Annotated in this window: 11 protein-coding genes; 5 read left to right on the top strand and 6 right to left on the bottom strand. The window is 74.5% G+C overall.

Going from position 1 to position 12,914, the window contains the following annotated elements:
* Positions 1-156: 156 nt before the first annotated feature.
* From FKD65_RS38775 to FKD65_RS38765, 3 genes are all read left to right on the top strand, one after another.
* Positions 157-1,407, top strand: coding sequence for a glycosyltransferase (locus FKD65_RS38775; protein ID WP_141584290.1), 1,251 nt, complete (start codon positions 157-159; stop codon positions 1,405-1,407).
* Between the two features lie 101 nt (positions 1,408-1,508).
* Positions 1,509-4,460 (top strand): LuxR family transcriptional regulator, encoded by a 2,952-nt coding sequence (locus FKD65_RS46425; RefSeq protein ID WP_141584288.1) that lies wholly within the window; start codon positions 1,509-1,511, stop codon positions 4,458-4,460.
* 403 nt (positions 4,461-4,863) lie between these two features.
* Positions 4,864-5,748 carry a nitroreductase/quinone reductase family protein gene (locus FKD65_RS38765; protein WP_141584286.1) on the top strand — a complete coding sequence of 295 codons (885 nt, stop codon included), beginning with the start codon at positions 4,864-4,866 and terminating at the stop codon, positions 5,746-5,748.
* Here the strand turns inward: FKD65_RS38765 and FKD65_RS38760 are convergent.
* From FKD65_RS38760 to FKD65_RS38750, 3 genes are all read right to left on the bottom strand, one after another.
* A complete protein-coding gene (locus FKD65_RS38760; protein ID WP_141584283.1) occupies positions 5,702-6,766 on the bottom strand; it encodes a diacylglycerol kinase in 1,065 nt (354 codons plus the stop codon). The genes FKD65_RS38765 and FKD65_RS38760 overlap by 47 nt on opposite strands.
* Positions 6,763-7,551 (bottom strand): SDR family oxidoreductase, encoded by a 789-nt coding sequence (locus FKD65_RS38755; protein ID WP_141584281.1) that lies wholly within the window; start codon positions 7,549-7,551, stop codon positions 6,763-6,765. The genes FKD65_RS38760 and FKD65_RS38755 overlap by 4 nt, the downstream gene beginning before the upstream one ends.
* A gap of 70 nt (positions 7,552-7,621) precedes the next feature.
* Positions 7,622-8,569 carry an ornithine cyclodeaminase family protein gene (locus tag FKD65_RS38750; RefSeq protein ID WP_141584279.1) on the bottom strand — a complete coding sequence of 316 codons (948 nt, stop codon included), beginning with the start codon at positions 8,567-8,569 and terminating at the stop codon, positions 7,622-7,624.
* Positions 8,570-8,804: 235 nt separating this feature from the next.
* Here FKD65_RS38750 and FKD65_RS38745 point away from each other — a divergent pair, with 235 nt between their 5' ends.
* Positions 8,805-9,887 carry a S1 family peptidase gene (locus tag FKD65_RS38745; RefSeq protein WP_205718411.1) on the top strand — a complete coding sequence of 361 codons (1,083 nt, stop codon included), beginning with the start codon at positions 8,805-8,807 and terminating at the stop codon, positions 9,885-9,887.
* Between the two features lie 288 nt (positions 9,888-10,175).
* On the top strand, positions 10,176-11,228 hold the full coding sequence (locus FKD65_RS38740) for a S1 family peptidase (RefSeq protein ID WP_240809819.1): 1,053 nt from the start codon (positions 10,176-10,178) through the stop codon (positions 11,226-11,228).
* A gap of 74 nt (positions 11,229-11,302) precedes the next feature.
* Here FKD65_RS38740 and FKD65_RS38735 read toward each other — a convergent pair whose 3' ends face one another.
* From FKD65_RS38735 to FKD65_RS38725, 3 genes are read right to left on the bottom strand one after another with little or no spacing between them, the layout of a single operon-like run.
* Complete coding sequence (locus FKD65_RS38735) at positions 11,303-12,040, bottom strand: thioesterase II family protein (protein ID WP_205718410.1); 738 nt, start codon at positions 12,038-12,040, stop codon at positions 11,303-11,305.
* Positions 12,037-12,699 (bottom strand): GNAT family N-acetyltransferase, encoded by a 663-nt coding sequence (locus FKD65_RS38730; protein WP_240809818.1) that lies wholly within the window; start codon positions 12,697-12,699, stop codon positions 12,037-12,039. Before FKD65_RS38730 ends, FKD65_RS38735 begins: the two co-directional genes overlap by 4 nt.
* A complete protein-coding gene (locus FKD65_RS38725; protein ID WP_141584275.1) occupies positions 12,692-12,901 on the bottom strand; it encodes an MbtH family protein in 210 nt (69 codons plus the stop codon). Before FKD65_RS38725 ends, FKD65_RS38730 begins: the two co-directional genes overlap by 8 nt.
* Between the last annotated feature and the right edge of the window lie 13 nt (positions 12,902-12,914).

The following is a 12,914-nucleotide window of genomic DNA, read 5'->3' as shown; positions in this document are numbered from 1 at the left end:
TATCGCCGCAGTGAGCGCGGTGCCGGCGAACTCGGAGGTAGGTATTCCGTTTCGTCGGGTTTGACGAACGGGGGGGAGGGATAGGAAACTGTCCGAGCAGGTGTCTACGACGCAGATACCTCCGAGCTTCCCATGTGTAGTCCCGGAGGATCCGTCATGCAGCACCCGCTTCACATCGCCCTGGTGTCCGCCTCCGACCTTGACGGCGAGCACCTGCAGTCAGTCCACGTCCGGGATCTCGCCCGAACGCTGACCCGGCCGCTCGTCACCGACGGCGAGCCGAACCAGGTCACGGTCTACACGCGCCGTCAGGACGGCTCCGCCCGCGGCCGCGTGAAGCTCGCGCCGGGCGCCGCCCTCGTGCACCTCGACGCCGGGCCGGCCCGCCCGCTGTCCGACGACGAGCTCCTCCAGCACCTCCGCGACTTCGCCGACGGGCTGCGCCGCCGCTGGTCCGGCTCCGCGCGCCCCGACATCGTGCACGCGCACGGCTGGATCGGCGGCCTGGCCGCCTGCGCCGTCGCCCGCGAGCTCGGCATCCCGTTCGTCCAGAGCTACCACGGCGTCGCCACCGCCGAGCGGCAGGCCGGACGCCAGGTCCACCCCCACCGCGACCGCCTGGAGAAGGCCATCGGCCGCGACGCCGACCTGGTGCTGGCCGGGCACGCCGAAGAGGCCACCGCCGTCGTGCGGATGGGCGTCGCGCGGCCGTCGGTCGCGGTCGTCCCCTACGGCGTGGACTCCGAGCTGTTCTCCCCGACCGGCCCCGCGATGCCGCGCGGCGACCGGGCCCGCCTCGTGATGGTCTGCGACGACCTCGGCGCCGACGTCGAGACCGCGATGCGCGCCCTGGTGCACGTCCCCGACGCCGAGCTGGCCGTCGCGGGCGGCCCGGAGCGCGAGGACCTGGAGCACGACGCGGGCGTCCACCGGCTGCGGATGCTCGCCAAGGAGCTGCACGTCGCCGACCGGGTCATCCTTCTCGGGCGGCTGCCCCGCAAGTCGCTGCCGAAGCTGCTGCGGACCGCCTCCCTCGCGCTGTCGCTGGCCCAGTACCAGCCGTCCCCGACCGCGCCGCTGGAGGCCATGGCCTGCGGCGTCCCCGTCGCGGCGACCCCGGCCGGCGGCAACGCCGACGAGGTCCTCGACCACATCACCGGCATCCACGTCCCGCCGGCGCGGCCGGTCGTGATCGGCCGGGCGATCCGGCAGCTGCTGTCGGAGGAGACCACCCTGCACGGCTACTCCATCGCCGCCGGCGACCGCGCCCGCTCCCGCTACTCGCTGGAGCGGATCGCCGCCGAGACGCTCCGGGCGTACCTGAAGGTGCTTCCCGTCCCGGAGCCCGTCGTGGAGGAGGACGAGGCGGAGCTCGAGACCGACAAGTCCCCCGCGCTTGCCGGCTGACGCGCACCGTCCCCGACGGGCCCCGGATCCCCCCGGATCCGGGGCCCGTCCACGTATCCCACGGTGGGATACTCGACCGGGATGACCAGAAGGGGCAGTACGTGCTGATCGGCAGGGCGGCGGAGCTCGCGGAGCTGACCGCGGCGCTGGACCGCGCCGCGGCGGGCAGCGCCGGGGTCGTGCTCGTCAGCGGCGACGCGGGGGTCGGCAAGACGCACCTGGTGTCCGCGCTCACCGCCACCGCCCTCGACCGCGGCTGCACGGTCCTCGTCGGGCAGTGCGCCGAGCTGGGCGAGAGCATGCCCTACCTGCCGCTCATCGACGCCCTGTGGGCCGCCGCGCACGCCGGGGCGGCCGAGTCGGACGGGCTCCGCGCCGCGCTCGACGCCCGGCCCGCGCTCGCGCGCCTGCTGCCGGACGGCGAGGGCGGCCCCGGCGAGGGCTCCGAGCTGGGCCAGCAGCAGCTGTTCGGCGCGGTGCTCGGCCTGCTCGGGGAACTGGGCGACGACCGGCCCGTCCTGCTCGTCCTGGAGGACCTGCACTGGGCCGACCGGTCGACCCGGCACCTGCTGACGTTCCTCAGCCGCGTCCTGCAGCGCGAGCGGGTCTGCCTCGTCGGCACCTACCGGTCCGACGACCTGCACCGGCGGCATCCGCTGCGGCCCGTGGTCGCCGAGCTGCTGCGGCTGCCGAACGTGACCGGGGTCGAGGTCCGCCCGTTCGGGCCGGGCGAGACCGCCGAGTACCTCGCCGAGCTGGCGCGCGGGTCCGCCCCCGTCGCGGCGCGGACCGTCGAGCGGGTGCACCGCCGGTCGGAGGGCAACCCCTTCTACGCGGCCGAGCTGTACTCCTCCGGCCTGGACGTCGAGGACGACGGGGCCGCCGGGCTGCCGTCCGCGCTCGCCGACCTGCTGCTGTCGCGGATCGAGCGGCTCTCGGAGGGCGGCCAGCGGGTGGTGCGGGTCGCGGCCGTGGCGGGCCGCCGCGTCGACGACGAGCTGGTGCGCCGCGTGTCGGGGCTGGAGGAGGCCACCGTCGGCGAGGCGCTGCGCGAGGTGGTGTCGCACCAGCTGCTCGTCCCGTCCGGCGCCGGGTACACGTTCCGGCACGCGCTGCTGCGGGAGGCCGTCTACGGCGACCTGCTGCCCGGCGAGCGGACCCGGCTGCACGCCGACTTCGCCCGGCTCCTCGCGGGCCTGCCCGACGGCACGCGCGGGTCGGCGGCCGAGCTGGCGCACCACAGCCTCGCGGCGCACGACCTGCCCGCCGCGTTCGCCGCCTCCGTCCGGGCGGGCCGCGAGGCCGACCGCCTCGCCGCGCCCGCCGAGGCCTACGAGCACTACGACCGGGCGCTGGAGCTGTGGGACGCCGTCCCGGACCCGGAGGCCGCCGCGGGCACCGACCGGTTGCGCCTGTCGATGTCGGCCGTCCAGGCGTCCGCGCGGGCGGGCGACCTGCGGCGGGCGGTGCACCGGCTGCGCCGGATGCTGGCGGCGGCCGACCCCGCCGACGCGCGGCTCGGCTGCCTGATGCGCGAGCACCTGGCCGCCTACCTCGGCGACCTCGACGAGGACTCCGAGGCGCAGGCGGTGGCGCGCGAGGCGGTCGCGATGCTGCCGGCCGACCCGCCGACCGTCGAGCGCGCCGGCGCGCTCGCCACCTACGCCCGGACGCTGATGTACCGGGACCCGGACGGGGAGATGCCCGGGTTCGCCGAGCGCGCCATCGAGACCGCGCGCCGGGCGGGCGCCCCCGGCGCCGAGGCCAGCCTGCTGGTCACGCTCGGCGTGTACCGCGAGTCGCGGGAGGCCGACACCGGCGTCTCGGAGCTGTTCGCCCGCGCCCACGAGCTCGCCGCGGCGGCCGGCGACAGCTCCATGATCGCGATGCGGGCGCTCTTCCACCGCGCCCGGTCCAAGTTCGACCGCGGCGACCTCGCGGGCGCGGTCCGCGCCGCTGACGAGGGCGTGAAGTACGCGGTGGACAACGGGATCCTGTGGAGCACGTTCGGCATCGTGCTGCGGTCCCTGCGCTACCTCGTCCACTACACCTCGGGGAACTGGGCGGAGGCGGGGCGGCTCACCGACGAGTTCGCGGTCCAGGTCGTGCGGACGCCCGAGGCGCAGGTGTCGGCGTACGCCCTGTTCCTGGAGGTCGCGCAGGGCGCGCCGACGGTCGAGGAGCGGCTGCGCTGGATCGCTCCACTCTGGGGCCAGGACGGGTTCGTCAACTACCTCGCCCGGGGGCTGGCCGCCGAGCACGCGCTGTGGCGCGGCGACCCTGACACGGCGGCCGAGCACGTCCGAGACGTCTTCGACACCATCTACGTCGACACGGTCGGGGCCATCCGCGTGGCGGCGACCGGGCTGTGGGCGGAGGCCGATCGGGCGGCCCGCGCCCGCGCCGCCGGCGACGAGGAGTCGCTGCGGGCCGCGAGGGAGGCCGGCGACGATTTCCTGCGGGTCGCGCGCAGCGTCGTGGCGGTCAACGTCGACGGGCGGCCCCGCACCTGGCTCGGCTGGGAGGGGCAGGGCTGGCTGGCCCGCGCCGAGGCCGAGCGACGCCGCCTCGACGGCGTCCACGACGTCGGCCTGTGGCGCAGGACGGCCGAGCTGTTCACCTACGGCGACGCGGACGGCGGGTTCGTCTACGAGGTGGCCCGGTCGCGGTGGCGGCTCGCGGAGGCCCTCGCCGAGAACGGCGACCGGGAGGAGGCCGCCGAGCAGTGGCGGGCGGCCGTGCAGGCCGCCGAGCGGCTCGGCGCGAAGCCGCTGCTGGCCGCGCTGCGCGACCTCGGCGCCCGCGCCCGGCTCGGCATCGGCCGCGCGGGCGCGGCGTCCCGGCCCGGCCCGTCCGGACCGCTCGCCTCCCTCACCGGCCGGGAGCGGGAGGTGCTCAAGCTCGTCGCCGAGGGCCGCAACAACCGGGAGATCGCGGCGGCGCTGTTCATCTCCCCGAAGACGGCGAGCGTCCACGTGTCGAACATCCTCGGCAAGCTGAACGTCTCCAGCCGCACCCAGGCCGCCGCGGTCGCCCATCGCGAAGGCATCTGATCTTGCATTTCCGGACGGGGCGCCGGTAATCTGCTTTTTGTGACTGCCGGGTCGGCCATGGGCCACGAGCGAGTGAGGTTCCCGGCCTCCGAGTGAGGCCGGCGCGGGCCCGAGGCCCGCCTTTCCACTCCCCCTCCTTCTTTCTTTCCGCGCGAGCGGCGCTCCGCGCTCTCCGCGCGTGTCAGCGCTTCGCCTCCTGTGTGCGCAGCGCCACGTCAACAAGCATGCCCGCACCTTCGGCATGCCCTTATCCCACCTTTCCCAAGCCACGGAAGCATGCCCTTTCCGTGGCTTACTCACCATGCCCGGAAACGGCTGCGAAACAGCCGTGCCCGGAAACAGGCATGCCCGAAAACAGGCGTGCCGTGAACAGCCATGCCCGCAGAAACGGTTCAGGAGACAGATGGATTTCAACAGGCAGATCATCGAGGAGTTCCGCGCGAACGGCGGGCGGGTCGGCGGCCCGTTCGAGGGCGGGCGGCTGCTCCTGCTGACCACGACCGGGGCGCGCACCGGCGCCCCGCACACGACGCCGCTCGGCTACCTGCCCGACGGCGTCGGGCGCGTCCTCGTCATCGCCTCGGCCGGGGGCGCTCCGCGGAACCCGGCCTGGTTCCACAACCTGGTCGCGAACCCGCGCGTCAGGGTCGAGAGCGGCGTGTTCACCTACGAGGCCGACGCCGTCGTCCTGGAGGGCGGCGAGCGCGACCGCGCCTTCGCGCGGGCGGTCGAGGCCGATCCCGGGTGGGCCGAGTACGAGGCCAAGTCCGGGCGGACGCTGCCCGTCGTCGCCCTCGTCCAGGCCGCCCCGGGGCCGCCCGGGGGGCCGGAGTCGCCCACTGCCATGCTCCTCGCGGTGCACGGCGCGTTCCGCTCGGAGCTGGAGCTGATCCGCAAGGAGGTCGCCGCGTCGGGGGCCGCCGTGGGCGCCCAGCTGCGGGTCAACTGCCTCACGCTGTGCCAGGGTCTCGGCCACCACCACATGGGCGAGGACCAGCAGATGTTCCCGCTGCTGGAGCGGCGGCATCCCGAACTCGCGAAGGCGCTGGCGGAGCTGCGCGACGAGCACGAGGTGATCAGCGGGCTCCTGGACGAGTTGCGCCGCGTCCTCGACGGCGGCGACCCCGCGTCCCTGCTCACCGAGGTGGAACGGCTCACCACGGCGCTGGAGGCGCACCTCGACCACGAGGAGGAGCGGCTCCTCCCGCTCCTCGACGCCCTGGAGTTCCAGGGGCGAGGGGCTAGAGGAGGCCGCGGCCCGGGATCAGCGGCAGGTCCAGGGCGGTGAGCAGGCCGGGCGGCGCCTCGACGACGGCGGGGACGGCGTTGACGAGGCGCATCGCGGTGGCCTTCAGGCCCGCGGTGTTGTGGTCGCCGTCGGTGCCGAGGAGCCGCAGGTCCACCGTGTAGTTCGGCTCGCCGCGGACCTCGACGCGGTAGCAGCCCGCGCCGGCGGGCTGCGGCCAGTCGGGAGCGAGGTCGTCGCGGAGCCGGGTGACGTGCTCCAGGACGACGACGGCCTCGCCGCCGCGCATGCCCCGCACCTCGAACCGCAGGGCGGCGGCGGTCCCCTTCTCGATGCTCCCGGCGGAGACGGCGAAGGTCTCGGGCGCGGGGAGGCGGGTGTGCCACTCGGTGATCTCGTCCAGCTCCGCGCCGAGCCCGGCGGCGATCTGCCGGACGACGCTCCCCCACGCCATGGTGAGGACGCCGGGCTGAAGGAGCATCGGCGTATCGTCCAGCGGGCGGCCGAAGCCCATGATGTCGAACAGGACCGTGGCCTGGTCGTAGGTGTTGTAGTTGAGGATCTCCATGCAGCGCACCTGCTCGATGCGCTCGCTGATGCCGGTGACGGCGAGCGGGAGCACGTCGTTGGCGAAGCCGGGGTCGATGCCGTTGACGAAGATCGACGCGCCGCCCGCCGCGGCCGCCTCCCGCACCGGGTCGGACATCTCGGGCGGGACGACGCCGTCCGGGAACTGCAGGAACACCGGGCTGCTGGAGACGACGTTCACCCCGGCGCGCAGGATGCGGCACAGGTCGTCGATCGCCTCCATCAGCCTGACGTCCGCCATCGAGGTGTAGACGACGCAGTCGGGCCGCAGGGCGAGCAGCGCGTCGGCGTCGCCCGTGGCGATGACGCCGAGGTCGCGGCCGAGACCCGCAAGGTCGCCGGCGTCGCGGCCCGCCTTCGCCGGGTTGGAGACCCACACTCCGGCGAGTTCGAGGTCGGGGCGCGCGTCGATGCCCGCGATCGCGTGCCGCCCGACGTTGCCGGTGCTCCACTGGACGACGCGGTAGGTCACAGGTCCTCCAGACCGAGGTCGAGGTTCGGGGCGTCGATGCCGCCGTCCACCCGCAGCAGGCTTCCGGTGACGTAGGCGGCGGCGGGCGAGGCGAGGTAGAGGACGGCCGCGGCGACGTCCTCGGGCTCGCCGACGCGGCGCAGCGGCGTCCTGCGCTCCATCTCGGTGCGCAGGCCCTCGTCGGTCATCACGATGTCGAGCGCGGACGTCGCGACGGAGCCGACGGCGATGGCGTTGACCCGCACGCGCGGCGCCAGGTCGGACGCGGCGAGCCGGGTGTAGTGGGCGAGGGCCGCCTTGGCGCTGCCGTAGGCGAGGTAGCCGCGGCCCGCGAGCCGGCCCATGGCCGAGGAGATGTTGACGACGCTGCCGCCGTCCGCCTTCAGCAGGTGCGGGACGGCCGCCCGGGTCAGCGCGTGCGCGGTGGCGACGTTGAACCGGAACGCCTTCTCCATGTGCCGGGGCGAGGTGTCCAGGAAGGCGGCGGGCATGGCGCCGCCCATGTTGTTCACCACGATGTCGAGGCGGCCGAACTCCCCGGCGGCCAGGCCCGCCAGCTCGGCGGCGGCGTCGGGGTCGGAGAGGTCGGATGGGACGACCAGCGCCCGCCGCCCGGCCGCCTCCACCCGCGCGGCGACCTCGTCGAGCTGCTCGCGCGTCCGGGAGGCGATGAGCACGTCCGCGCCCGCCTCGGCGAGGGCGACCGCCGTGGCCGCGCCGATGCCCCGGCCCGCTCCCGTCACCACCGCCGCCCTGCCGTCGATTCGGAACCGGTCCGAGATCACCGGCGTCACCTCCGGTCCGTCGCGTCGCCTTCGCCACAGCCTACGCAGAAACTAGAACCTGTTTCAATATTCAGGCGAGGAAGTCGAACTCCACACCGGCTCCCGCGGCGCGGGCGTCGGTGTAGGCCGTCCAGCTCAGCGCGAGGTCCTGCCACGGCAGCCCGACGGGCGCGTAGACCGTGATCTCGTCGTCCCTCAGCCGTCCGGAGGCCTGCCCGCGCAGCAGGTCGCCCAGCGTCCCGGCCTCCCGGCCGGCCCCGGCGTCCGCGAGCACGCCCATCTCGGCCGCGAGCGGAACGTCGTCGACGACGACGCGGGCGCCCTCCAGAAGGCCGGCGCCCAGCTCCGCCTTGCCGGGCTCGTCCGCGCCGAGCGAGGTGAGGTGCGTTCCGGGGGCCACGTCGGCCTCGTCCAGGAGGGGGCTGCGCGCCCAGGTCGCCATCACGACGATCTCGGCGTCCCGGGCGGCGGCCCGCGGGTCCGGCGCGACGGCGGCGGGCACGTCCAGCCGGGCGCCGTGCCGCGCGGCGAAGTCCGCGGCGCGGGCGGCGTCGAGGTCGCACACGGTGAGGCCGCGCACCTCCCGCAGCTCGCTCAGCCCCCGCAGGACCAGTTCGGCCTGCGCGCCCGCGCCGATCACCGCCACGGCGCTCGCGCCCGGACGCGCCAGGGCGTGGGTGCCGAGGGCGGCGGCCAGGCCGGTGCGCCAGGCGGTCACGGTCGCCGAGTCCAGCTGCGCGAGCAGCTCGCCGGTCCCGAGGCCGTGCAGGCAGACCACGCCGCGCAGTGCCGGGCGGCTGCCGGGGAACTTGGCGTTCACCTTCACCGTGTAGGCGGGGACGCCCTCGACCACGCCCGGCAGCAGCGCCGTCGCCGTGCCCTCCCCCGGAGGCTTCGTGACCACCCGGCGGGCCGCGGTGCCGCCGGGCCCCGCCGTGAAGCCGCGGCGCAGGGCGTCCAGGCACCGGGCGGGGTCGAGCAGCGATTCGAGGACGGAGCGGGCCAGCAGGAGTGTCACCGGATCATCCTCCCGCGCCCCGGGGGCCCAATGGACCTGCCTACCGACCAGTCCCAAAACGGTTAAACGGGCCATCCTCCCCGGGCTTCGACCACGGAACCCGCACCCATTGTGACAATCCGTAGATGCCCGGTTGGTCACTTTCTCGCCTTACGTGGGCGTTCAGGAATCTTCCAGCATGGCCCGTGACCTCCGGCGCACCACTCGGGTGCGCCCAATCCCCCCTGGAGGCAGAGTGAAGTTCCGTTCCAACCGCGTCCGCGGCACCGCCGCCGCCGTCACCGTGGCGGCGTCCGGGCTCGCGGCGACCACCCTCGTCGCCGCTCCCGCCGCGAACGCCTCCCTCGACGCGTCGAGCGGGCGCGTCGCCGCCACCCGGTCCGACACGGGCGGCGCGGCGGCGAAGCTGGCGAAGCGGCTCGGTGACCGCAGCGCCGGCGCCTACCTGGACCAGGCGTCGAAGAAGCTGGTCGTCACGGTCACCGACGCCAAGGCCGCGCAGGCGGTCCGGGCCGCCGGGGCCGTGCCGAAGAGCGTCACGCGCAGCGGCTCGGACCTGAAGAAGGTCATGGCCGCGCTCAAGCGCGACGCGACCGTCCCCGGCACCGCCTGGGCCGTCGACCCGGCCGCCAACCAGGTCGTCCTCACCATGGACAGCACGGTCAAGGGCGCCCGGCTCAAGAAGGTGCGGACCGCGGCGGGCAAGCAGGGCGCCGCCGTCCGCACCGAGACGGTCGCCGGGAAGTTCCGCATGTTCACGGCGGGCGGCGACCCGATCTACACGGGCAGCGCTCGCTGCTCGCTCGGATTCAACGTCAAGAAGGGAAGCGAGTACTACTTCCTGACCGCGGGGCACTGCACCGAGGCGGGCTCCACGTGGACCGACGGGTCGGGCGGCACGCTCGGCAGCAACGCCGGGAGCAGCTTCCCCGGCAACGACTACGGCCTCGTCAAGTACGCCTCCACCCCGGAGGACACGCAGGGCGGCGTCACGGTCAACGGCCAGTTCCAGGACATCACCGGCGCCGCCGACGCCACGGTCGGCCAGACCGTGACCCGCAGCGGCAGCACCACCGGCGTCCACGACGGGCAGGTCACCGCGCTCAACCAGACGGTGAACTACCAGGAGGGAAGCGTCAGCGGCCTCATCGAGACGACGGTGTGCGCCGAGCCGGGCGACAGCGGCGGACCGCTGTTCGCCGGGTCCAGTGCGGTCGGGCTGACCTCCGGAGGCAGCGGTGACTGCTCCTCCGGCGGCACCACGTTCTTCCAGCCCGTGGCCGAGCCGCTGTCGGCGTTCGGCGTCGAGATCTACTAGCGCTCCCGGCGGCCCGCCGGAGCTCCCAGGCGGCGGGAGGCCATGCGAGTTTCGGCCCTGGTCCTTCGGCCTTTCCGGCGGAGGGACCGGGGCCGAACACCGTTCGCGCTCCCGGCCCCCGGCGATCGGTATTGCCGGACTGACCACGGACGCCGCGCCGAGAGTGCCAACGCGAACGTGTCGAATTGGTCACCTTCTGCGTCTTACGTCCGCCTTGACGGTTCTTACACCATGTCGGTGACCTCCGGCGCACCACTCGGGTGCGCCCTATCCCCCGTGGAGGCATAAGTGAAGATCCGTCACAGGCGCGTCAGCGCCGCCGCCGTCACCACGGCGGCGGCCGGACTGGTGGCAGCCACCCTCGCCGCCGCTCCAGCCGCGTCCGCGTCCCCCGCCGCCCCCGCCGCCCCCGCCGCTCCCGGCGACGTCGCGACCGCCCTGGCGCACCAGCTGGGCACCCGCAGCGCGGGCTCCTACCTCAAGGGCGGCAAGCTCGTCGTCACCGTCACCGACGCGCAGGCCGCCAGCACGGTCCGCGCGGCGGGCGCGGTCCCGCAGACCGTCGCGCGCAGCGGCGCCGACCTGAAGAAGGTCGAGGCCGCGCTCAAGCGCGACGCGACCGTCCCCGGCACCGCCTGGGCCGTCGACGCGGCCAGCAACCAGGTCGTCCTGAGCGTCGACAGCACGGTCAAGGGCGCCAAGCTCAAGAAGGTCCGCGCCGCCGCGAGCAAGCAGGGCGCCGCGGTCCGCACCGAGACCGTCGCCGGGAAGTTCCAGACCCTCACCCGCGGCGGCGAGGCGATCTACACCGGCGGCGCCCGCTGCTCGCTCGGATTCAACGTCAGGAGCGGCAGCACGTACTACTTCCTCACGGCCGGGCACTGCACCAACATCGGTTCGAGCTGGAACGACGGCTCCCGGACGCTGGGCACCAGGGCCGGGACCAGCTTCCCCGGCAACGACTACGGCATCGTCCGGTACAGCTCGACGCCCACCGACACGCAGGGCTCGGTCAACCTCTACAGCGGCACGCGCGACATCACCAGCGCCGGCAACGCCACGGTGAACCAGACCGTGTACCGCAGCGGCAGCACCACCGGCCTGCACAGCGGCCGGGTCACCGCGCTCAACCAGACGGTGAACTACGCGGAGGGCAGCGTCAGCGGCCTCATCCGCACCACCGTGTGCGCCGAGCCCGGCGACAGCGGCGGCTCCCTGTTCGCCGGGAACACCGCGCTCGGGCTGACCTCGGGCGGCAGCGGCAACTGCTCCTCGGGCGGGACGACGTTCTTCCAGCCCGTCACCGAGCCGCTGTCGCGGTACGGGGTGTCGGTCTACTAGATCCTGAAGGAGGCTCCCCCTCAGCGACGGGCCGCCCCCGCCACGGACTCCCGTGGGGGCGGCCCGTCCGCCGCTCATCTCGCGGCGGGGACCTCCAGCGTGCGCAGGACCTCGGCGAGGACGGCGGGCTGCTGGTCGGCCAGGTAGAAGTGCCCGCCGGGCAGCACGCGCAGCGCGAACCGGCCCCGGGTGGCGCGCTCCCACCCGCGGGCCTGATCCCGCGTCACGTGCGGGTCGGCGTCCCCGATGATCGCGGTGAGCGGGACGGCCGGCGGCGGCCCCGGCCGCGGGGCGTACTCCTCGATCAGCGTGAAGTCGTTGCGGACGTAGGGCAGGACGAGCTCGCGCATCTCGGGGTCGGACAGCAGCTCGGCGTCGGTCCCGCCGAGCTTGGCCAGCTCGGCGACCAGGCCGTCGTCGTCCCTGTCCCGGACGCGCTCGTCGCCGCGGTCGTCCGGCGGGCGGGCGCCGGAGGCGAACACGTGCACCGGGGGCGTGCCCCGCTCCTCCAGCAGCCGCGCCACCTCGTAGGCGAGGACGGCGCCCATGCTGTGCCCGAACAGCGCGGCGGGGCGGTCCATCAGCGGCGCCATCGCCCCCGCGACGAGGCGGGCGAGCTGGTGGGCGTCGGTGACGAACGCGTCCGCCATCCGGTCGGCGCGGCCCGGGTACTGGACGGCCTGCACCTCGACGGCCGGGCCCGCGGCCTTGGCCCAGGGCCGGTAGAACACCGCCGACCCGCCCGCGTGCGGCAGGCAGAACAGCCGCATCGACGCCCAGGGGCGCGTCTCGGGGCAGCGGAACCAGGTCACGTGATCAACTCCTCCTCCTCGTCCCGGCGGGACGCCACGCGGGGGTCGCTCGGCAGCGGCCACGGCGCGACCCGCGGGTCCGGGACGAGCTTGGTCGCGGTGCTCTCCGCGGCCACCTTGAAGCCGCGCCGCCGGTAGTTGGCGATCGCGTTCGGGTGGTCGAGGCTACTGGTGCGCAGCCACACCCGCGCGGCGGGGCCGCAGTCCAGGGCCCACAGCTCGCCGCGCTGCCAGGCGCGGCGGGTGCACTGCTCGACGAGGTAGCCGCCGTAGCCGCGCCCGACGAACGCGGGAGTGAGGCCGACCAGGTGGATCTCGGTGTCCCCGCCGGGCTGCGCCTCGATCTCGAAGAACCCGGCGATGGTGCCCTCGGCCATGGCGATCCACGTCGACAGCTCCGGGCGCTCCACCCAGGCCTGCCACTGCTCGTAGGTCCACGGGAAGCGGTCCGTCCAGCACACGCGGGAGCCGACGGTCGCGTACAGCGCGCGGTTGACGTCCGGGGACGGCAGCCCGGCGAGGGTGAACGTCATCTCGACGCCCGGCAGCGGAGCGGGACGCAGGTCGGCGGCGTCCAGCATCTCCATCTCCCACTCGGTGACCGAGGGGATCCGCAGATGCCCGCCCTCCGGGGACGGGGCCCGGCCGGCCTCACTCACCCATGGCCTCGACGAGGCTCTTCGGCCGCATGTCCGTCCAGTTCTCGTTGACGTAGTCGAGGCACGCCTGCCGGGTGTCCTCGTCCTTGGCGACCGTCCAGCCGGCGGGGACCTCGGCGAACGACGGCCACAGCGAGTGCTGGCCCTCGTCGTTGACGAGGACGAGGTAGGTGCCGTCGGGGTCCTCGAAGGGGTTGGTCATGATGTCTCCCTTT

It is taken from the genome of Actinomadura sp. WMMA1423 (genome assembly GCF_006547145.1).
Classification (GTDB): Bacteria; Actinomycetota; Actinomycetes; order Streptosporangiales; family Streptosporangiaceae; genus Spirillospora.
Note: the sequence above shows the minus strand (reverse complement) of the source record. Positions and strands in the feature narration are given on the sequence as shown.

What these genes read in the sequence shown, in the direction of transcription:
- FKD65_RS38775 (WP_141584290.1), top strand. Translation starts at nt 157, where the DNA reads ATGCAGCACCCGCTTCACATCGCCCTGGTGTCCGCCTCCGACCTTGAC.
- FKD65_RS38765 (WP_141584286.1), top strand. Translation starts at nt 4,864, where the DNA reads ATGGATTTCAACAGGCAGATCATCGAGGAGTTCCGCGCGAACGGCGGG.
- FKD65_RS38725 (WP_141584275.1), bottom strand. Translation starts at nt 12,901, where the DNA reads ATGACCAACCCCTTCGAGGACCCCGACGGCACCTACCTCGTCCTCGTC.